This is a genomic window from Stutzerimonas sp. 21-1, assembly GCF_056336065.1.
Genome location: NZ_CM150500.1, coordinates 1,515,986 through 1,534,941 on the forward strand (window position 1 = coordinate 1,515,986; position 18,956 = coordinate 1,534,941).

Here is an 18,956-nt window from a genome sequence, read left to right on the forward strand (position 1 = left end):
ACAGGGCAGGATCATGGCCGCTATCGGGCGCTACAACAGCATGCAGGTCGTCAAACACACCAGTTTCGGCCTCTATCTCGACGGCGGCGCGGACGGCGAAATCCTCCTGCCCAAGCGCTATATCCCGAAGAACGCGCCGACCGAGGTGGACGACTGGCTCAACGTCTTCGTCTACCTCGACAGCGAGGACAAACTGATCGCCACCACCGACAAGCCCAAGGTGCAGGTCGGTGAGTTCGCCAGCCTCAAGGTGGTGGAAATCAACCGCGTCGGCCTGTTCCTCGATTGGGGCCTGCCGAAGGACCTGCTGCTGCCGCACTCGGAGGAGAAGCGCCCGCTGCAGGTCGGCGACTACTGCGTGGTTTATGTCTACGTGGACAAACGCACGCGGCGCATCACCGCCACCGCGCGGCTCGACCGCTATCTGGACCGCACGCCGCCGCACTACGCCGTCGGCGAGGCGGTGGATCTGCTCGTGGTCGAGGCCACCGAGCTGGGCTTCAAGGCCATCATCAACGGCCAGCACTGGGGGCTGATCCACAAGAACGAAGCGTTCAAGTTCCTGCGCCCGGGGATGCGCGAGAGCGGCTTCATCAAGGAGCTGCGCGCCGACGGCAAGATCAGCCTGAGCCTGCAGCCGGTGGGCAGCGAAGCGCTTGACGCGCTGCAGGCGCTGATCCTGCAGAAGCTGGAAGAGGGGCAGGGCGTGCTGGCGCTGAGCGACAAGAGCCCGGCCGAAGAGATCGCGCGCCAGTTCGGCGTCAGCAAAGGCAACTTCAAGAAGGCCATCGGCGGCCTGTACAAGCACGGGCGCATCGTCATCCACCCGGATCGCATCGAGCGCGCCTGAGTGCGTCGGGTCGCGGCGCGCTAGATGTCCAGGCGCGCCTGCCGTCCACCGTCGGCATCCCGGCGCAGGGGTTCTCCCGCGTCTTGCGCGTAACTCAGCTCGCCATCGACCAGCCGCGCCGGCGCGGTGAACGGGTGTGCGATCAGATGCTGCTCGTCCTGTATGTGCAGCACCTCGATGCCGCGCACCTTCAGCACATCGGAAACCAGCGAGCGGTGGCAGCGCCACCACAACACCTCGGCGCACATCATCGCGGTGCGGCGCTCGCCGGCCAGCGCCAGCAGGCGTTCCAGGCCGCGGGCAAACTCTGCGCTGGCCAGATGGTCGGCATAGCCACGAAACGAAGCGTTGCGCCACGCCTGGTTGACCGAGTCGGCCGCGGCGCGACGGCGGCCGCCCAGCTCCGGTAACCATTCATAGGCGATGCCGCGGGCAGCGAGCGCTTCGCGCAGGGCGTCCGAGCCGAACTGCGGCAGTCGGCGTGAACCCGGATGGCGGCGCACATCGGCGATCCCCTCGATGCGGTAGTGCTCGAGCAGGGCGATGAACTGCTCGAGCGGGCGCGTCGAATGACCGATGGTCCAGACCGTGGCCGGCATGCTCATGCCGGGTCAGTCCAGCTTCGTCAGTGCACCGGGTTTGTGCATGGCGATGTGATCGGTCTTGTCACTCTTGATCTCGTACTGCGGCTCCTCCGCGCTGGCGCGCCGGGTGTGCCCCTTGTACTGCGTATCGGCCGTATGGACCTTGATGATGGTGCCGCTGACCCGCCCCGCCTCGGAATTCCAGCTGACGTGATCGCCCACCTTGAATCGATTCATGGCCTTGCTCCGTGGTGACCTCAGTTCTGTTGGGACAACGCCTGCCAACGGAAGATTCGCGGCCGGCCTCCCGCCGCCCAGATGCCTCGCCGTTTGTCGGAAAAGATTGGACTTTTAATTGAAACAAACTGCGCCGCCAATTCAAAAAAATGACGCCTTTAGACGGTTAAATGCGTTCTAGCAGGCCAGTAATTAATCCCTTAGATTGCTGGCAAGTTGCTACTTTGCAGTGGCGAATTAATAGCAACTATTAAAGCGTGTCGATATTTTGGCGACTGCAAATGGTCGTTTGGATTTCCATTATTTTTTGGAACCTATTATAAAGCCGCCACGCAACGATTAATTCGGATTGTTCAGGGGTGGAACAGCGGGTTTTCCGATTGCTGACTGGTTCATTCAGTTGTGACAAAGCGGCTTCCCGACAAGCAGTGCCACCCACGACTCAATTGACCTCCCGCACTTTTTTAAAGGCCGCGAAGGCGCCTTTAGACGTATTAAGTTTCGGAGAGAAAGATGTCTATCAACGTTTTTGCCGGCTCCCGTAAGGCGCTCGTAGCTTCCATCGCCTTGGCTGCCGTACTGGGCGGCGTTACCGCTTCCTCTGCAGTGTTCGCCGCTGATGCGCTCAGCACTGCGTCGACGACTGTGACCCTCAGCGCGAAGATCAACGGCTTCACCAACACCGATTGGCTCAATGGGGTCTGGCGCGCCGCGCCGGCGCTGTCGATTCCGGCCTCGACTGCCAATAACGCCGCGTTCAAGGTCGGCGCCAGCGTGCGTCTGGCCGATGGGCAGGTGCGCAAAGTCACCAAGGTCTATGTGGTGGGCAGCAACCTCAGCGTGTTCCTCGATGGCGCGGCTGTCGACGGTAACAAGGTGGGTGCGCCGAACAGCGTGAGCGCGGTGACATTCACGACCACCGAGTCGACCACCAGCTCGACGACGACTCCCACCAGCGGGACTTCGACCACTGTTTCGAGCGGCATCACCTACGCCTCCAGTATCAACAGCTTCACCAGTACCGATTGGCTCAATGGCGTATGGCGCAAGTCGGCCGGTTTCTCCATTCCGGCAACTAGCGCAAGCAAGAGCGCGTTCGTTGTGGGCGCTACGGTAAAACTGGCTGATGGCCAGCTGCGCAAGATCAAGACCGTGCAGGTTGTAGGCTCCAACATGAGTGTTTGGGTCGACGGCGCGGCAGTAAACGGTAGTGTGGTTGGCTATCCGAACAAGCTGACGGTTGTTTCCGGTAGCTCGACCGAAACCGCAATTACCGCACCGACGCAAACCACACTCGCTACCAGCGGCCTCAACAACTTCACCAATACCGACTGGCTCAACGGGGTATGGCGCAAGTCGCCTGGTTTCTCCATTGCCGCCACGGCTGCCAACCAGGCTGCGTTCAAGTTGGGCAATTCGGTGAAACTGGCCGATGGTCAGGTGCGCAAGATCACCGCCGCCTACATTTCTGGCAGCAACATGAGCGTCTATCTGGATGGCGCGGTTCTGGATGGCAACGCGGTGGGCTATCCGAAGACCATTTCGGCCATCAGCGGCACCAGTACCAGCGGCACTGTCACCAGCCCGACTGTTTCGGAGCCGGTCGTTAGCGCACCGGCTGAATCCACGGCACCGGCCGACACCACCAACGGCCAGCCGCGCCTGGTCGGCGTCAACCTGTCCGGCGCCGGCTTCGGCCCGTCGGTGGTACCGGGCGTGCACGGCACCAACTACACCTATCCGGCGGAGTCGTACTATAAGAAGTACGCCGATCTGGGCATGAAACTGGTGCGCCTGCCGTTCCTCTGGGAGCGTATCCAGCCCACGCTGAACACTCCACTCAATGCCACCGAGCTGGCGCGTCTGAAGCAATCGCTGGACTTCGCGCACAAGCACGGCGTGAAGGTCATCCTCGATCTGCACAACTACTACCGCTACTTCGGCAAGCTGATCGGCTCCAGCGAAGTACCCATCAGCTCGTTCGCTGGTGTGTGGAAGCAGATCGTCGAGCAGGTCGTCAGCCATCCGGCCGTCGAAGGTTACGGCCTGATGAACGAGCCGTACTCCACCAACGGACTGTGGCCGCAGGCTGCGCTGGCCGCCGCCAAGGCGATCCGAACCCTGGACAGCCAGCGCTGGATCTACGTGGCGGGTGATCGCTGGTCGAGCGCCTACCACTGGCCGCACTACAACACCCAGCTGATCAACGATCCGTGGATGCGCGATCGCAAGAACAACCTGGTGTTCGAAGCGCACATGTATGTGGACAAAGATTTCTCCGGTAACTACTTCGACAAGGCTGAAGTGTTCGACCCGATGATCGGCGTGAATCGCGTCAAGCCCTTCGTCGAGTGGCTGAAGAGCAACAACCTGCGCGGCTACATCGGCGAGCACGGCGTGCCGGACTTCTCGCCCTCGGCCATCGTCGCCACCGACAACCTGCTGGCCTACCTGCGGCAGAACTGCATCCCCAGCACCTACTGGGCAGCAGGTCCGTGGTGGGGCGAGTACGCACTCTCGCTGGACGTGACCAGTGGCAAGGCGCGTCCGCAACTGCCGGTTCTGCAGAAGCACGCCAAGGCGAGTAACAGCTGCAGCAGCATCGGCCCACTGTAAGCCGACTCCGCAGCGCAAACAGGAACGGGCCTCAGGGCCCGTTTTTGCGTTTCTGGCGAATGTGCCGCATGCAGCTCGTCGGGGCGCGCTGCGCTGAAACTGACTGCGCGGTCATGCGGCGACCTGCGGCGCGCCGTTTCGCTTGGTTGGTCGTGCAATCGCCGCAGCCCGCGGTTGGCGCCGCCTTGGCGCACCGAGCTGGCGATCCGCCGGCGGATCGCTGGGCAGCCGAGCGCTTTGCCGCGCCCGGAACGCGCTCGCCAGCCCCCGGACCGCTGGGCCAGAACGACGGAACTCGAAAAATGGGGTCCGGTCACCTTCTATGTGCACGCCGTGAACCGCGCGGCTCGTGGCGGGACAAGCCCGCAACGCTGTGTTTCAGCGGACACAGTCATTCGGCCAAACTCATAGAAGGTGGATCAACATGACGACACCCGATGAAGACATCACAGGTTATGGCGGCCTGCCGCAATCAGGCCCGACGCCGGACAGCGCCACCCCTGGCAGCTCGCATGGCGCCGCGGATGCCGATCTGAAGGCCAAGGCGCGAGAAGTCGGCGACGAGGTGAAGCAACAGGGCAAGGCGCAGCTGGACAGCTACCGCGGCACCGCCGCCGACGAGCTGGAAAAGGTCGCGCGCAGTGCGCAGGCCGCGGCGGACGAGCTGCAGCACCAGGACAACGGCCTTTCCACATACGTCTCGGAGATGGCGCAGGGCATGGTCGAACTGGCCGACAACCTGCGCGGCAAGAGCGTCGACGAGCTGGTCGGGGAGGTCAATCGCCTCGCCCGCAATAACCCGGCGCTGTTCATCGCCGGCAGCATCGCCGTCGGCTTTGGGCTGACCCGCTTCGCCCGTGCCTCCGGGCAGCGCGCGCAGGCGCATGAGCCAACCGTCGACTACGGCCATTCGGACGCCCTGCGACCGCATCCGACCTCGCCGCTCGGGCGCGCCGGTGCGACGCCGAGTACTCCCGATCTGCCGAGTCAGATGGAGCTCGACGAGCGACTGTCCAGCGGTCAGCCAGCCGCTCCGGTGGGCAGCATCAGCAACGCCGGTGCGACCACGACGCCCGCCGGGGCACGCCGGCATGATTCCGGCGCGACCAGCTATCCCACCAATGGCAAAGGCACCGACGGAGGGCTGACTCGATGAACGAACAACGCAACCTCAATACGCCATACGAACCGCTGCACACCGAACAGGACAACTCCGTTGGCGGCCTGCTGCGCCAACTGACCCGTGAGGTGCCCTCCCTGTTCACCAAGGAACTGGCACTGGCCAAGGCCGAACTCAGCGAATCGCTTCGCGCTACCAAAGCCGGCGCCGCCAGTGTGGCGACCGGCGGCGCGGTGCTGCTGGCGGGGTTCATCATTCTGCTGCTGGCGGCGGTGTATTTCCTCGCCACGATGATGGAGCCCTCCCTCGCTGCCCTGATCGTCGGCGGGGTGGTGGTGGTCATCGGCCTGATCATGGTCTCGGCCGGCAAGAAGAAGTTCGAGGCCTCGTCGTTCAAGCCCGACCGCACCCTCCATTCCATCCAGAAGGATAAAGAAGCCGTCAGGGGGCATGCATGATGAGCACGCACAACCAGATCGACGTAGAAGCGCAGAAGGACCCGGACACCCTTGAGCGCGAAATCGACCAGCAGCGCGCGGAGATCGGCAACATCGTCCATGCGCTGGAAAGCAAACTGTCGCCCGGCCAGATGATCGACACTGCTCTCGGCTACGCCAAAGGTGGCGGCGGCGAATTCCTGCACAACCTCAGCGATACGCTGAAGGCCAATCCGGTGCCGACGGTGTTGACCTCGGTTGGCCTGCTCTGGCTGATGGCGGGCCAGAATCGCTGCCCGGATTACCACGCCACCAGCGGTCCGTCCGCTACCGACAAGCTCGCCGCCAAGGCCTCGAACCTGAAGCAGCAGGGCGTCGGCATGAAGGACCGCGCCAGCCAGCTCGGGCACAGCGTCTCGCATTCGCTGGGCGATGCACGCAGCCGCGTCGGCGAATCCGGCCGGCAGGCTGCCGACAGCCTCAAGCACACGGCGGAGCGTGCTCGCGGCGGGTTTGCGCAATTGCTCGACGAGCAGCCGTTGGCCGTCGGCGCGATGGGCATCGCCCTCGGTGCGCTGCTCGCCGCCACGATGCCGCTGACCCGTCGCGAAGACGAGCTGATGGGTGATACCAGCGACAGGGTGACCGGCAAACTGCGCGACAAGGCGCGTGCCGGTTACGCCCAGGCGAGCGAGAAGGGCCGGGAGATGGCGGATGAGGTGGTCGGCAAGGTCAAGCAGAACCTGCACCACGACCCGAGCCGTCCTACCTCTGGCCCGCATTAAGGGTGGCAAAGAAGTTATGCGGTCGGGCTTGAGTCCGACCGCATAACCCCCGATAATCCGCCGCCTGGCGCCGGTGTAGCTCAGTAGGTAGAGCAGCGCATTCGTAATGCGAAGGTCGCAGGTTCGACTCCTGTCTCCGGCACCACGAAATTCCAAAAAGCCCGCTTAGTGCGGGCTTTTTGTTTCCTGCTATCCAGTCACGCGGCCGATCCGCAGGCGCTGACGATTCAGAGCGGATCGGCGGCAGCGCTGGATGCAATCCGCCGGGTTCGCACGCCCTCATCCTTCCCGGGCGGCGAATCGCTGTCAGCTGACTCGACAGGCTGTGCCGGGACGCTCGCGCAGCGCCATGCGCGCTCTCCTTACAGACCGAGTTCCGAAAGACCCGGGTGGTCATCCGGGCGGCGTCCGAGGGGCCAGCGGAATTTTCGTTGCTCCTCGGTAATGGGCAGGTCGTTGATGCAGGCGAAGCGGCGGGCCATCAGGCCGTTCTCTGCGAACTCCCAATTCTCGTTGCCGTAGGAGCGGAACCAGTTGCCGGAGTCGTCGTGCCATTCATAGGCGTAGCGCACGGCGATGCGGTTTTCCGTGAATGCCCACAGTTCCTTGATCAGGCGGTAGTCGAGTTCCCGGTTCCATTTGCGCGTGAGAAACGCCTGGGCCTCGGCGCGGCTGCTGGCAAATTCGGCCCGATTGCGCCAGCGGGTGTCGGCGGTATAGGCGAGGGCCACTTTGGCCGGATCGCGGCTGTTCCAGCCGTCTTCGGCGAGCCGTACTTTGAGCACGGCGGTCTCGCGGGTGAAGGGAGGAACGGGCTGACGGATTTCCGAGGTGGACATGGTGGTTGCTCCGTTGGCGGGGAAGAGGGCCATGGCGGCGAGGAATCAGCGCCGGCCACGTCAGAGATCGAGAACCAGAGGTTGAGGATCGCCCTCCGTTTGCGCCGGTACCGCGCAGCAGATCAGCACCTGATCGCTGGCAGGCCTCTGCGCCGGTGGGGTGGGGTAATGCACGTTGCCGCGGATCAGCCGGGTGCTGCAGGTACCGCAGGAGCCGCCACGGCAGCTGAATTCGGGGTTCAGGCCGCGGCTTTCCGCCAGTTCCAGCAGGCTACCGCTGTCGGGTGTCCAGTGTGCTTCGGTGGCTGATGCGCGAAAGTGCACCGGCACCGGTGCGCTGGCTGCAAGGGACTGCGCCGGCGGCCGCCCGGTTTCGGAGCGCCGCAAGGCCGACGGGCCGAATGCCTCGGCATGGATGCGCTGGTCCGGGATGTTCACGCTGCGCAGGCCGTCGTACATGTCCTGGAGAAAGCCCGCCGGGCCGCACAGGTAGAAGTCGTAATCATCCAGCGGCAGTCGCGCCTTGACCTGCGCGAAATCCAGGCGGCCCGCCATCTGGTAATCGCGCTCCGGCTGCGCCGAGCCGGGTGCGCTCAGCGCGCGGTGGATGTGCAGCAGCCCGTTCGAGCGTTGCTGCAGTTCGGTGAGTTCATTCTGGAAGGGCAGGTCGGCCAGGGTTCTGGCGCTCTGGAACAGATGAATCGCACGCGCCTTGCGGTGCTGCCGGTTCTGCGCCACCCGCTCTCGGGCCATCGAGATCAGCGGCGTGATGCCGACCCCGGCGCCCAGCAATACCACTGACCGTCCGCTGTCTTCTTGCAGGGTAAAGCTGCCCAGCGGCGGCCGTACCTCCAGCATGTCGCCCGCCCGCAGCTTGTCATGCAGATGCGCGGAGGCCCGGCCTTGCCGCTTGACGCTGATACGGATGTAGCCGTCCGACGGCGCGCTGGAAACGCTGTAGGTTCTGACCAAGGCATCGCCCTCGGCGGTGTGGATGCGGATCGGCAAGTGTTGGCCCGCGGCGAATGGCACGGCAGCGCTGTCCGGCGGCTCGAGAAAGAACGAGCGGATGTCGCTGCTCTCCTGTTGCACATGCGTGACCCGCCATGACTGCCACTGCCGGCGTTGTGCCTCCCGCTGCAGGTGCTGGTCAGCTTCCGCCCAGGTGCCGGTTGCCAGGCTGGTGGGGGCGTAGTCGTGAAATTGCCAGCGGATCGTCAGCGCGCCCGGGCGCAGCACCGCCTGCTCGACCTCCAAGGTCCAGAGCCGCTCGGCGCCCTCGAAAGTGCTGATCAAGGGGCTGTCCAGCAGCAGTTCGGTGCGACCGGTGAGTTGCAGCAGGTCGCCAGTGGTGAAGTCGATGAACAGTAACCCCGCGACCGAGTTGGTCTGCAGGTTGCCCAGGGTGTTGAAGAACCGGTTGCCGGCGTAATCGGGGATGGTCAGGCGGTTGCCTTCGACCTTGATAAAACCGGCACGGCCGCCACGATGGGAAACATCCACGGCGCGCGCCTGGCTGTCATGCGCGACGTAGCTGGCGACGAAAAAGGTATCGGCCGCACGAATGAGCGCGCGGGTGCGTTCGTCCAGCGCGCTGAAATCCTGGCGCGGTGCGACGCCGTCTGCCGGGGGCGGCACGCGGGTGTAGGAGCGCTCCTGAATGTACTTCGGACAGTTGCCATAGGACTGCTCGACCACCACCTCAAAGCCATCGGCCGAGGCGCGCCGAATCACGCCGTTCATGCGATTGCGCCGGCGCGTATGCAGCTCGATGCCGAGCAGGCCGATCGCCTGGCCCGCCCGCAGGCCGGCAGCCGCCGGGTCTTGTGGGTCGGCGTGCGCCGCCAGAAACAGATGCTGCGGGTCCGCGGAGGTGACAAAGCCTTCCGGCCTTTCGAGCACGGTGGCCCAGGGACGATTGTCGGCATCCACCGCGCCGACCACCATGAATGGCAACTGGCGAAAGAAATCGCGGTGCTGCTCAGGCATGTAGTCGCGGATGACTTGCCGCCCGAGTACGGCCAACCGTTCGGCTACGTTGAAGCGCTCCTGCAGCGCTCTCTCACCGGCATGCCAGGGCGATGCGGGATGTTCGGGCAGATCATTCATGACTGACGCTCCTGGAAAACTGCCGGGGCCCGGCAGTCCGGTGCCTACTCAGGCGGCTTGCAGACCTATGGCGGTGCGCTGCATGGGCACGAAGCCGGGCAGGGCCTCAATGCGCTGCAGCCAGGCGCGCACATTGGGGTAGGGCTCGAGCGAGACGTTGCCCTCCGGCGCATGGGCGATGTAGCTGTAGTTGGAAACATCCGCAATGCTGGGTTCGGCGCCCGCCAGGAAGGGGCTGCGGCCCAGTTCGGCGTCCATCACCTTGAGCAGGGTGTGAGCGCGGGCGATGACCTCATCGGCATTGAATGGCGCACCGAACACGGTGATCAGCCGGGCCGCCGCGGGGCCGTAGGCCACTTGGCCGGCGGCCACCGACAACCAGCGCTGGACGCGTGCCTCGGCGAGTGCGTCCTGCGGCTGCCAGCTGTCGCCGCCGTAGCGCTTGGCGAGATAGACCAGAATCGCGTTGGAGTCGCTGATGAAGGTGCCGTTGTCATCGATGACCGGCACCTGGCCGAAGGCGTTGATGGCGAGAAACTCGGCGGATTTGTGTTCGCCGTTGGCCAGGTCGACGGACACCAGCTCATAAGGCAGCTTCAGCAGCGAAAGCATCAGTTCGACGCGGTGGGCGTGCCCTGAGAGCGGGTGGCGGTAGAGTTTGATGGGCTGTGACATGGTGCTGGCTCCGCAATGGATGCAAGGGGATCGGCGCAGCGGTAGATGCGCTGGCGGAGCCATGCTGCGCCCTCGTCGGGCTGAGCAGAATCACCACGCGGCGCAATCCATAATTTCGTTTTCTGGAATAACGCCAGGCGTGGCGCGGCGGAAGAACGCTCGGTCAGCGCGATTGGAAGGCGGGATGGGCGCGCAGTTGCGGCGTAGCGAAATCGATGAAGGTCCGCACGCGCGCCTCGGCACGGCGGCCATGTCGGTAGATCAGTTGCACCGGTACGTCGGGGGCGGCAAACGCGCTCAGTACCGGCTCCAGCAGGCCGCGCCGCAGTTCGTCGTGGGCTTCGTAGCTCATGCAGCGAATCAGCCCCAGCCCCAGGGTGGCCGCACGGATGGCCGCGCGCTGGGTGGTGCAGGTGAGCGCCGGCGCCGGTTTTACCGAGCGAATGGAACGGCCACAGCGGAACTGCCAGTGCGCGTCGTAGCCTGCCGAGTTCGTGGCCACTGCGCGATGTGCCTTGAGGTCATCGGGTGCCGCCGGTCGCCCCCATTTGCCGAGATAGGCGGGTGAGGCGCAGACAATCGGCCTGACGGCGCCCAGCGGCACGGCGAACTCCGATGAGTTGGGTAACTGGCCGATAACCAGCGCTATATCGATGCCTTCCTTGAGCAGCTTGGGTACGCCTTCGCAGGCGCGGATATCCAGCTGCACGTCAGGAAAGGCGTTCAGGTAGGCCACGGCGATGGGCGTGAATATCTGCAGATCCATCAGCAGCGGCAAGGCCACCGTCAGCTGCCCGTAGGGGCTGGTATGCACGCCGGCCGCGGAGCGCTCGGCCTGCGCGGTTTGCTCCAGGATGAGCCGGCAGCTTTGGGCGAACTGCTCGCCAGCAGGACTCAGCGCGACGCCACGCGGTCCGCGCATCAGCAGGCTGGTCTGCAGGCGCGCTTCCAGCGCGGCAATGGTGCGCATGACGGTGGCCGGCGACTGGCCCAAGTGGCGTGCCGCCGCAGCCAGGCTGCCGGCCTGTGCCACGGCTGCGAAGGTCTGCATCTGGCGATATCGACTCACGGTCAGGTTACCGGCATGGCCTGCAGCGCCGGGTCTGCAAGGAATCGGCTGGCGCAATGATCGACGAAGGTACGTACCTTGGCGGGAACCCGGTTGCCGCCTTGATACAGCACATGCACCGGCAGCGCCGGGGTCTGGAACGCCTCGAGGACGATTTCCAGCTCGCCCTTGGCCACCCACTCGGCGGCCTGGTAGGACAGCACCCGCGTGAGCCCCCAGCCCAGGCGCGCCGCATTGACCGCCGCCTGATTGGAGCTGACCGTCAGGCGCGGTTCGGGATGCAGGGCGATGGCACGGTCGCCGACCCTGAACTGCCAGTCGGTGAGCAGGGTGCTGGTCGAGGACATCACCATCGATAGCGCCAGCACGTCCTCGGGTTGTTGCGGTCGGCCGACGCGTTCGAGAAAGCCCGGCGAGGCGCAGACGACCGGCCGGATCTGTCCGACCCTGATGGCTTGCAGGCTGCTTTCCGGCAGCTCACCGATGCGGATGGCGACATCCACACCCTCATCGACCATGTTCACCACGCGATCCACCAGCACGGCGTTGAGCGTCACCTCGGGCTGTACCGCCAGGTACTCGGTAATCAGCGGTATGAGAAACAGCTCGCCGAACATCACCGGCGCCGTCACCGTCAGGTTGCCGCGCACGCGAACGGCGCTGCCGGCAGCCAGCTCTTCGGCTTCTTCGAGATCGAGCAGGATGCGCTTGCAGTCCTCGACATAACGCCGGCCCGCTTCGGTCAGGCGCAGGCTGCGCGTACTGCGTGCCAGCAGCAGGGTGCCCAGGCGGTTTTCCAGGCCGGCGATCACCCGCGTCACGCTCGGCGGCGACATGCCCAGTAGACGGGCGCCGCCGGCGAAGCTTTGTGCCTCGGCAACCGCCACCAGCACCTTCATTTCCTGAAACCTGTCCACGATCACCGCCAGCTTGCAGAGTTGAGCCGACCACAGCGTAGCGGCTGACGGGTGCCTCGCACACCGCAGTCTTCAATGATGGCAATTGCACATTATTTGTGGCCGGCCGAGGTCGTCGCGCGTCGTAGAGTCACGAGAATGCCGTGCCATGTGGAGCATGGCGCGAGCGGAGCAGAGCGTTGAAAGACAGAGCAGCCGGGTTTCTTGCATCTTCCATGCTGCTACTTGCGCTGGTGCCGATGTGGGCGTTCGTGCTGGGGGAAATCAGGCATGAGCATGCGTTGGCCGGAGCTGCCGCGCGCAAGGATGCGATGAACCTGGCGACTGCCTTCGAGGCGCATGTGCGCAGCACCATCCGCTTGATGGATATCGTGTTGCTGGACATGCGCGAGGACGTGCTCGAACACCCCGACGATTTTCAGAATCACGTGAAGGAGGAACTGCAAGCCTACGGCAGCTTCGTTTCGCAGTTGGGAGTGATCGATGCGAACGGCCAATTGGTGTTTTCCAATCTCGCGCCGATCCGCAAACCGATCGATCTGAGCGACCGCGAGCACTTTCGCGTACACCGCGACAATCCGCAGGCCGATCGGCTGTTCATCAGCAAACCGGTGCTCGGGCGGCTGTCGCATCGGTGGTCGATCCAGTTCACCCGGCCGATCTTCGACGGTGGGAAATTCGCCGGTGTGCTGGCGCTGTCCGTGCCGGCCGATCTGTTTTCCGACTACTTCCAGCAGATCGACGTCGGTGCCAATGGCAGCATCGTGCTGCTGGGTACCGACCGCAGCGTTCGCGCCATCGCTTCCGGTGCGCCCATTCCCGGTCGCTACGGGCGCTTCAAGCTGCCCGAGGACAAGCCGTACTTCGTCAATGGCGAGCGGGTTGGCTACTACGAGGGGGTCAGTTCGCTCGACGGCCAGTACCACCTCGCTGCCTATCGGCGCCTGGAGGAGGAGAGCGTCCTGGTGCTCGTGCTGCTGTCGCCGAAGGATTTCATGGCGGCGTTCGAGGAACATCGGAAGCTGCTGATCGTTTCGGCAAGCGTCATTTCCCTGCTGCTGCTGGCGGTCGCGCTGCTGATATACGCGTTCAGCCGCCGACATTTCCGCAATACCGCCAGGCTGCGCGAGGCCCACGAGCAGATGACGCAGCTGGCCAATACCGATGTGCTCACCGGCGTCAGCAGCCGCCGCTCGTTCTTGGCCGGTTGCGAAGCGGAGCTTTCCCGCGCGCGGCGGCATGGTGATGACGTCAGCCTGCTGATGCTCGATATCGATCATTTCAAGCGCATCAATGACACCTATGGTCATCCGATAGGTGACGAGGTGCTCGCGGCGCTCACCGCGACCTGCTCTCGGGTGCTGCGCGCGCACGACCTGTTCGGCCGGCTCGGCGGTGAGGAGTTCGCCATCGCGTTGCCGAGCACGGATCTCGAGGGCGCGTTGTCCGTAGCGGAGAAAATTCGGCGTGCAATCGCCGAAGCGCCGATCTCGACCTCGGCCGGCCCGATCACCCTGACCGTGAGCATCGGCCTGGTGAGCTCGGCGGCCGGCTGCGACGACCTCCAGCCGTTGTTGGTCAGGGCCGACGGTGCGCTCTACGACGCCAAGCAGAATGGGCGTAACCGCGTCTGCGCGGCGCGTGAAGGTGGAGTTGCCGGCGCCTAGCCAACATCGCAGGTTGTGCGGCGCAAATGGCCGGCCGCGCGGTGACTTCCCGTCAGAACGACGCGCCCATGCGTTCGCTGATTGCGCGTGCCGTTGCGAGCAGGCGCTGCGCCGCAGCGCCATCCACTTCCGCCATGAAGCCCGGCGCCGTACCGACGACGGTGATCACCCCCGCCAGGCGCCGGTCGCCGCTGAACAATGGTGCCGACAGTGCATTGACGCCGGCCATCAGCAGGCCGTGTACCGCTTGCACGTGGCGGTGCTGCATCTCACTCATCTGTTGCGTCAGAGTCGCGGCGGAGGGTGCCGCTGGCAGCTGCAGTTCCGCTTCGCGTAGCGGCGCCGTTTCCAGGTTCGGCAGGAAGGCGTTGAACACCAGGCCGGTGGACGAACCCAGCAGCGGCAGCACCGAACCGATCTGTGTCACCAGCGTCACGGTCCGTACCGCCTGCTCGACATGCACGACGGTCGGTCCGCAGTTGCCCCAGACGGCGAGGAAGCATGTTTCGTTGAGATCGTCGCGCAGCTGTGCCAAGTGCGGCGTCGCCAGGCGAACCACATCCAGTCGCCCGAGCGCGGCCAGCCCGACGAACAGCGCGGCTCGTCCCAGCCCGTAGTGATTGGTCTGGGCATCCTGTTCGGCGAAGCCGCTGGCGATCAACGCCTGCAGATAACGATGGACCTTGCTGGCCGGCATGCCGACGTGCTCGGCCAGGCGTGACAGCGAGGTGGCCGGCGCGAGTTCGGCCAGCGCGGTGAGGATATCGGTGCCGACCTCGGCGGCCTGTACTTTCTGGCGACGGGGCGCGGTGTCGGCGTTGCGGTCTGGCATGCGAGGCGGTCCGGTGGCAAAGGCGCTGTTTATAGCTTGACGTCGTGGGGAGTTCAAATTACGTTTTGCGTAATCTGATTACAAAAAACGAGGTTGCCATGCGATCCCAGCCACAATCTGCAGCGCCTGCCGGCTATCTGTCCGGTTTCGGCAATCAATTCAGCAGCGAAGCCCTGCCCGGCGCGTTGCCGGTCGGGCAGAACTCGCCGCAGAAGGTGCCCTACCGGCTCTACACGGAGCTGTTGTCTGGCACCGCCTTCACCGTGCCACGCAGCGAAGCGCGCAGGACGTGGCTGTACCGCATGCGGCCATCCGCCGCCCACGGTCCTTACCAACGTCTGGAGCGACAGCTGGATGCCGGGCTGGGGGCGATCACGCCCAATCGCCTGCGCTGGAATCCGCAGCCTATTCCGGCCGTGCCGACCGATTTCCTCGACGGTCTGTCGTGCCTGGCGGCAAACGCCGAGGCCGATCAAACGAGCGGTGCGAGCCTGTATTGCTATGTGGCCAACCGCTCGATGCAGCGCGTGTTCTTCGATGCCGACGGCGAGCTGCTGATCGTCCCGCAGCAGGGGGCGCTGCGGCTGGTCACCGAGCTGGGCGTGCTCGACGTCGCGCCGCTGGAAATCGCCGTGATTCCGCGCGGGATGCGCGTGCGTATCGAGTTGCTGGACGCGTCGGCGCGCGGCTATGTCTGCGAGAACCACGGCTGCGCGTTGCGCCTGCCGGAGCTCGGACCGATCGGCAGCAACGGCCTGGCCAATCCGCGCGACTTCCTCGCGCCTGTGGCGTGCTACGAGGAGCATGACGGGCCGGTTCAACTGGTGCAGAAGTTTCTCGGCGAACTCTGGGTGACCGAACTGGATCACTCGCCATTAGACGTGGTCGCCTGGCATGGCAACAACGTGCCTTACAAATACGATCTGCGGCGTTTCAACACGATTGGCACAGTCAGCTTCGATCATCCCGATCCGTCGATCTTCACCGTGCTGACCTCGCCGAGCGCCGTTGCGGGCATGGCCAATATCGACTTCGTGATCTTCCCGCCGCGCTGGATGGTCGCTGAGCACACCTTCCGTCCGCCGTGGTTCCATCGCAACCTGATGAACGAATTCATGGGCCTGATCGACGGCGCCTACGACGCCAAGGCCGATGGCTTCCTGCCCGGCGGCGCCTCGCTGCACAACTGCATGAGCGCGCACGGGCCGGATCGCACCTCTACGGAACAGGCGATCAATGCGGCACTCGAACCCCACAAGATCGATAACACCCTGGCGTTCATGTTCGAGACCGGTCAGGTACTGCGGCCCACGCGCCAGGCGCTGCAAAGCCCGCAGCTGCAGGCCGACTACGACAGCTGCTGGGCCGGCCTGGATAAAACTTTCGACATGCAGGGGAAATGACATGAGCGCACAGACAGAGCTACACAGCTGGGTCGAATCGGCCAACGGCCACCCGGACTTTCCACTCGCCAACCTGCCGTTGGGCGTGTTCAGCCTGGGCGGCGACGAGCCGCGAGGCGGTGTGGCCATCGGTGATTTCATCTTCGATCTGGCCGCGGCCTGCGATGCGGGACTGTTCGCGGGAGCGGCACTGGAGGCGGCGCGGAGCGCGGCGGGCAGCAGCCTCAATGCGTTCTTCGCGCGCGGTGCCTCGGCGCGCATGGCATTGCGCACCGGCTTGTGCGAGTTGCTTGGTGAGCACAGCGTGCAACGTACGCGACTGCAGGCGATGGGCGAGACGCTGCTCAAGCCCATGAGCCAGTGCCGATTGCACTTGCCGGCGAGAGTCGGCGACTACACCGATTTCTACGTGGGCATTCATCACGCCAACAACGTCGGCAAACTGTTCCGTCCGGACAATCCGTTGCTGCCGAACTACAAGTACGTACCCATCGGCTATCACGGGCGCGCGTCGACCATTGACGTATCGGGAACGCCCGTTCGGCGGCCCAACGGCCAGACCCTGCCGGCGGGCGCGAACGAGCCCGTCTTCGGCGCGAGCAAGCGGCTCGACTACGAGCTGGAGCTGGGAATCTGGATCGGACCGGGTAATGCGCGTGGCGAGGCGATTCCGATCGACGAGGCGGCCGCGCACGTGGCTGGCTTCTGCCTGCTGAACGACTGGTCGGCGCGCGATCTGCAGGCCTGGGAATATCAGCCGCTGGGGCCGTTCCTGTCCAAGAGCTTCGCCACCAGCGTGTCGCCGTGGGTGGTGCTGCCGGAGGCGCTGGCGCCGTTCCGCTGCGCACAGCCGCCGCGCCCGGCGGGCGACCCGCAACCGCTGCCTTATCTGTTCGATGAGCAGGACCAGCAACTGGGCGCGCTGGACATTGAGCTCGAGGTGCTGCTGCTCACCGAGGCCATGCGCACTCAGGGCCTGCCAGCCCAGCGCATTGCCCTGAGCAGCACGCAGAACATGTACTGGACCGTGGCGCAGATGGTCGCGCACCACAGCGTCAACGGCTGCAGCCTGCAACCGGGTGACCTGTTCGGTTCCGGCACGCTGTCAGGGCCGAGCGCCGACAGCTGCGGCAGCCTGCTGGAAGTGACCGAAGGCGGCAAACGCGCGCTGGAGCTGCCCAGTGGCGAGACGCGCACCTTCCTGGAAGACGGCGACGAGATCATCCTCAAGGCGCGCTGCCGCCGCGAGGGGTACCCGTCGATCGGCTTCGGTGAATGCCGCGGGCGCGTGCTGCCGGCGAGCGCAGTGATACCGCTCTAAACCAGCGAAGCAAGAGGGCAGGGCGATGACCTGCCCGAGCTAGCAGCCGGTGCCTCGCATGCGATGAGAGGCACGTGGCGCCGTAATCAGAACCAGCGGTCGTTGCGTTTACGCCCGCGCGTTATCGTCGGCAGGATCAGGCCCAGCAACAGGCCGGCACCGGCGATGCTGCCGCCGTAGACCATGTAGCGCATCAGTACTTGCTTGTTTTCATCGCCCAGCCGCGCCTGTGCTTCGCGCAGTTCGGACTGGCTCTGGCTCAGCGCACTGTCGAGTTGCTGGCGACGCGCCTCCAGCTCGTCGATCAGCGTCTTGCGCGCGTCCAGTGTCTCCTGCATCCCTTGTACGCGGGCCTTCCAGTTGTCGTCGATGGTGCGCAACTGTTCATCCAGCTCGGCTACGCGCTGTTCCAACTGCGGCACCCGTTCGGCGTGGCCGGGCACGGTCTGCAATTCGCGGCTGGGAATCCACACGGTGTCGCCGTTCTCGCTGCGGACCTGGCTGAAATCGCCCTTGCTGGTGATCAGCTCCACCGGTTGCCCCGACTGCAGCGTGCCAACAATGCGATAACCCTCCGTCGGGCCGCTACGCACATAGGTGCTCAATGTGTCGCTCACCCAGCGCTGTGAGTCGCTGGCTTGCTGTGCGTGTGCCGGTGCGCTGGCAAACCAGGCCCCGAAGATGCCAACACCCAAGGTGCGATACAGGGGCAGGCGCACGGTGCGCGCACGAAGGAATACAGAACGGTAACGAGATATGAGCATGCAGGTGTTCAACATATATAAGGAGAAGATAAAGGCCCCGATGACCGGGCCGGTGAGCGAGTGGACGGTGCAGCGGCTGGATGCCGGCCCGCCGCAGTGGCGGTCCGCGAGCGGATAGAAGAGAGCAAAAGATGCTTCTGGGCGGATGTGGCCTGCCGCGCCGTCCGGGTAGTCCGTCAGGGGACAGACAGTCGGATGTAGCCCGAGTTCCCCGGTCGCGGTAGCTGAATCATGCTGTCCGAAAGAGCGTCGGCATGCTCCGAAGGACCATTTACTCCGCACGCGCCATACAAAGAACGCCGCCGCCCGTCAATCCCGCCGGGCTGTTCAAAGTCTGAACAACATGCTACAAACGACCGCAACCCGAATCATCTAGCCGCTTGAAAACGAAGGGAAAACCATGACCAAGTCGGAGTTGATCGAGCGTATCGTCACCCAGCAGGGGCTGCTTTCTTCGAAGGATGTCGAGCTGGCCATCAAGACCATGCTCGAGCAGATGGCACAGGCGCTGGCCACTGGCGACCGCATCGAGATTCGCGGTTTCGGCAGCTTCTCCCTCCACTACCGCGCCCCCCGCGTGGGCCGAAATCCCAAGACCGGCCAATCGGTCAGCCTGGACGGCAAGTTCGTCCCGCATTTCAAGCCGGGGAAGGAGTTGCGGGATCGGGTGAATGAGGAATAGCAGGATTGGCCGGCACTTCTCTGTGCTGTTTGGTCTGTTCTGAGCTGAG

At 64.6% G+C, this 18,956-nt stretch carries 18 protein-coding genes and 1 tRNA gene; 10 read left to right on the plus strand and 9 right to left on the minus strand.

Annotation, left to right across the window (positions count from 1 at the left end; all coding sequences use genetic code 11):
• The first annotated feature begins 13 nt into the window (after positions 1-13).
• Positions 14-850, plus strand: a complete 837-nt coding sequence (locus tag AC0ZJQ_RS07535; protein ID WP_008570067.1) for a CvfB family protein — start codon at positions 14-16, stop codon at positions 848-850.
• Between the two features lie 20 nt (positions 851-870).
• Here AC0ZJQ_RS07535 and AC0ZJQ_RS07540 read toward each other — a convergent pair whose 3' ends face one another.
• Positions 871-1,455, minus strand: coding sequence for a DUF488 domain-containing protein (locus AC0ZJQ_RS07540; RefSeq protein ID WP_237264895.1), 585 nt, complete (start codon positions 1,453-1,455; stop codon positions 871-873).
• A gap of 6 nt (positions 1,456-1,461) precedes the next feature.
• Positions 1,462-1,671: a hypervirulence associated TUDOR domain-containing protein gene (locus tag AC0ZJQ_RS07545; protein ID WP_237264894.1), complete on the minus strand. Its 210-nt coding sequence runs from the start codon at positions 1,669-1,671 to the stop codon at positions 1,462-1,464.
• Positions 1,672-2,184: 513 nt separating this feature from the next.
• On the opposite strand from AC0ZJQ_RS07545, the gene AC0ZJQ_RS07550 reads away from it, so the two are divergent.
• From AC0ZJQ_RS07550 to AC0ZJQ_RS07570, 5 genes are all read left to right on the plus strand, one after another.
• A complete protein-coding gene (locus AC0ZJQ_RS07550; RefSeq protein WP_476477615.1) occupies positions 2,185-4,287 on the plus strand; it encodes a glycoside hydrolase family 5 protein in 2,103 nt (700 codons plus the stop codon).
• 424 nt (positions 4,288-4,711) lie between these two features.
• Positions 4,712-5,443, plus strand: coding sequence for a hypothetical protein (locus AC0ZJQ_RS07555; RefSeq protein ID WP_476477616.1), 732 nt, complete (start codon positions 4,712-4,714; stop codon positions 5,441-5,443).
• Entirely contained in the window at positions 5,440-5,865 is a 426-nt protein-coding gene (locus tag AC0ZJQ_RS07560; protein ID WP_476477617.1) for a phage holin family protein, read from the plus strand. The genes AC0ZJQ_RS07555 and AC0ZJQ_RS07560 overlap by 4 nt, the downstream gene beginning before the upstream one ends.
• Positions 5,865-6,629, plus strand: a complete 765-nt coding sequence (locus AC0ZJQ_RS07565) for a DUF3618 domain-containing protein (protein WP_155552929.1) — start codon at positions 5,865-5,867, stop codon at positions 6,627-6,629. Before AC0ZJQ_RS07560 ends, AC0ZJQ_RS07565 begins: the two co-directional genes overlap by 1 nt.
• A 69-nt stretch (positions 6,630-6,698) precedes the next feature.
• A tRNA-Thr gene (locus tag AC0ZJQ_RS07570) sits at positions 6,699-6,774 on the plus strand.
• Positions 6,775-6,991: 217 nt separating this feature from the next.
• On the opposite strand, the gene AC0ZJQ_RS07575 is transcribed toward AC0ZJQ_RS07570, so the two are convergent.
• The 5 genes from AC0ZJQ_RS07575 to AC0ZJQ_RS07595 all read right to left on the minus strand — a co-directional run bounded on the left by AC0ZJQ_RS07575 (position 6,992) and on the right by AC0ZJQ_RS07595 (position 12,238).
• Positions 6,992-7,468 (minus strand): nuclear transport factor 2 family protein, encoded by a 477-nt coding sequence (locus AC0ZJQ_RS07575; protein ID WP_155552859.1) that lies wholly within the window; start codon positions 7,466-7,468, stop codon positions 6,992-6,994.
• Positions 7,469-7,528: 60 nt separating this feature from the next.
• A complete protein-coding gene (locus tag AC0ZJQ_RS07580) occupies positions 7,529-9,577 on the minus strand; it encodes a pyridoxamine 5'-phosphate oxidase family protein (RefSeq protein ID WP_476477618.1) in 2,049 nt (682 codons plus the stop codon).
• 48 nt (positions 9,578-9,625) lie between these two features.
• Positions 9,626-10,252, minus strand: a complete 627-nt coding sequence (locus AC0ZJQ_RS07585) for a glutathione S-transferase family protein (RefSeq protein WP_155552863.1) — start codon at positions 10,250-10,252, stop codon at positions 9,626-9,628.
• A gap of 163 nt (positions 10,253-10,415) precedes the next feature.
• On the minus strand, positions 10,416-11,303 hold the full coding sequence (locus AC0ZJQ_RS07590; RefSeq protein WP_476477619.1) for a LysR family transcriptional regulator: 888 nt from the start codon (positions 11,301-11,303) through the stop codon (positions 10,416-10,418).
• A 20-nt stretch (positions 11,304-11,323) separates the two neighbouring features.
• Complete coding sequence (locus AC0ZJQ_RS07595) at positions 11,324-12,238, minus strand: LysR family transcriptional regulator (protein WP_476477620.1); 915 nt, start codon at positions 12,236-12,238, stop codon at positions 11,324-11,326.
• Positions 12,239-12,477: 239 nt separating this feature from the next.
• On the opposite strand from AC0ZJQ_RS07595, the gene AC0ZJQ_RS07600 reads away from it, so the two are divergent.
• Positions 12,478-13,905 (plus strand): sensor domain-containing diguanylate cyclase, encoded by a 1,428-nt coding sequence (locus AC0ZJQ_RS07600; RefSeq protein WP_476477759.1) that lies wholly within the window; start codon positions 12,478-12,480, stop codon positions 13,903-13,905.
• 52 nt (positions 13,906-13,957) lie between these two features.
• On the opposite strand, the gene AC0ZJQ_RS07605 is transcribed toward AC0ZJQ_RS07600, so the two are convergent.
• A complete protein-coding gene (locus tag AC0ZJQ_RS07605; protein WP_476477621.1) occupies positions 13,958-14,737 on the minus strand; it encodes an IclR family transcriptional regulator in 780 nt (259 codons plus the stop codon).
• 98 nt (positions 14,738-14,835) lie between these two features.
• Here AC0ZJQ_RS07605 and hmgA point away from each other — a divergent pair, with 98 nt between their 5' ends.
• Together hmgA and fahA are read left to right on the plus strand one after the other, a co-directional pair.
• Positions 14,836-16,140, plus strand: a complete 1,305-nt coding sequence (gene hmgA / locus AC0ZJQ_RS07610) for a homogentisate 1,2-dioxygenase (protein ID WP_476477622.1) — start codon at positions 14,836-14,838, stop codon at positions 16,138-16,140.
• A gap of 1 nt (position 16,141) precedes the next feature.
• A complete protein-coding gene (fahA, locus tag AC0ZJQ_RS07615) occupies positions 16,142-17,461 on the plus strand; it encodes a fumarylacetoacetase (RefSeq protein WP_476477623.1) in 1,320 nt (439 codons plus the stop codon).
• Between the two features lie 86 nt (positions 17,462-17,547).
• On the opposite strand, the gene AC0ZJQ_RS07620 is transcribed toward fahA, so the two are convergent.
• Entirely contained in the window at positions 17,548-18,225 is a 678-nt protein-coding gene (locus AC0ZJQ_RS07620; RefSeq protein WP_476477624.1) for a TIGR04211 family SH3 domain-containing protein, read from the minus strand.
• A gap of 400 nt (positions 18,226-18,625) precedes the next feature.
• On the opposite strand from AC0ZJQ_RS07620, the gene ihfB reads away from it, so the two are divergent.
• Positions 18,626-18,907 carry an integration host factor subunit beta gene (gene ihfB, locus AC0ZJQ_RS07625; RefSeq protein ID WP_221104613.1) on the plus strand — a complete coding sequence of 94 codons (282 nt, stop codon included), beginning with the start codon at positions 18,626-18,628 and terminating at the stop codon, positions 18,905-18,907.
• Positions 18,908-18,956: the final 49 nt, after the last annotated feature.

Bases quoted from the DNA above. Each gene is read 5' to 3' on its own strand.
- AC0ZJQ_RS07560 (WP_476477617.1), top strand. From the start codon at position 5,440: ATGAACGAACAACGCAACCTCAATACGCCATACGAACCGCTGCACACC.
- AC0ZJQ_RS07575 (WP_155552859.1), bottom strand. From the start codon at position 7,468: ATGTCCACCTCGGAAATCCGTCAGCCCGTTCCTCCCTTCACCCGCGAG.
- AC0ZJQ_RS07545 (WP_237264894.1), bottom strand. From the start codon at position 1,671: ATGAATCGATTCAAGGTGGGCGATCACGTCAGCTGGAATTCCGAGGCG.
- AC0ZJQ_RS07590 (WP_476477619.1), bottom strand. From the start codon at position 11,303: ATGCAGACCTTCGCAGCCGTGGCACAGGCCGGCAGCCTGGCTGCGGCG.
- AC0ZJQ_RS07585 (WP_155552863.1), bottom strand. From the start codon at position 10,252: ATGTCACAGCCCATCAAACTCTACCGCCACCCGCTCTCAGGGCACGCC.
- AC0ZJQ_RS07600 (WP_476477759.1), top strand. From the start codon at position 12,478: ATGTGGGCGTTCGTGCTGGGGGAAATCAGGCATGAGCATGCGTTGGCC.
- AC0ZJQ_RS07605 (WP_476477621.1), bottom strand. From the start codon at position 14,737: ATGCCAGACCGCAACGCCGACACCGCGCCCCGTCGCCAGAAAGTACAG.
- AC0ZJQ_RS07535 (WP_008570067.1), top strand. From the start codon at position 14: ATGGCCGCTATCGGGCGCTACAACAGCATGCAGGTCGTCAAACACACC.
- fahA (WP_476477623.1), top strand. From the start codon at position 16,142: ATGAGCGCACAGACAGAGCTACACAGCTGGGTCGAATCGGCCAACGGC.
- ihfB (WP_221104613.1), top strand. From the start codon at position 18,626: ATGACCAAGTCGGAGTTGATCGAGCGTATCGTCACCCAGCAGGGGCTG.
- AC0ZJQ_RS07580 (WP_476477618.1), bottom strand. From the start codon at position 9,577: ATGAATGATCTGCCCGAACATCCCGCATCGCCCTGGCATGCCGGTGAG.
- AC0ZJQ_RS07565 (WP_155552929.1), top strand. From the start codon at position 5,865: ATGAGCACGCACAACCAGATCGACGTAGAAGCGCAGAAGGACCCGGAC.
- AC0ZJQ_RS07550 (WP_476477615.1), top strand. From the start codon at position 2,185: ATGTCTATCAACGTTTTTGCCGGCTCCCGTAAGGCGCTCGTAGCTTCC.
- AC0ZJQ_RS07555 (WP_476477616.1), top strand. From the start codon at position 4,712: ATGACGACACCCGATGAAGACATCACAGGTTATGGCGGCCTGCCGCAA.
- AC0ZJQ_RS07540 (WP_237264895.1), bottom strand. From the start codon at position 1,455: ATGAGCATGCCGGCCACGGTCTGGACCATCGGTCATTCGACGCGCCCG.
- AC0ZJQ_RS07620 (WP_476477624.1), bottom strand. From the start codon at position 18,225: ATGCTCATATCTCGTTACCGTTCTGTATTCCTTCGTGCGCGCACCGTG.
- hmgA (WP_476477622.1), top strand. From the start codon at position 14,836: ATGCGATCCCAGCCACAATCTGCAGCGCCTGCCGGCTATCTGTCCGGT.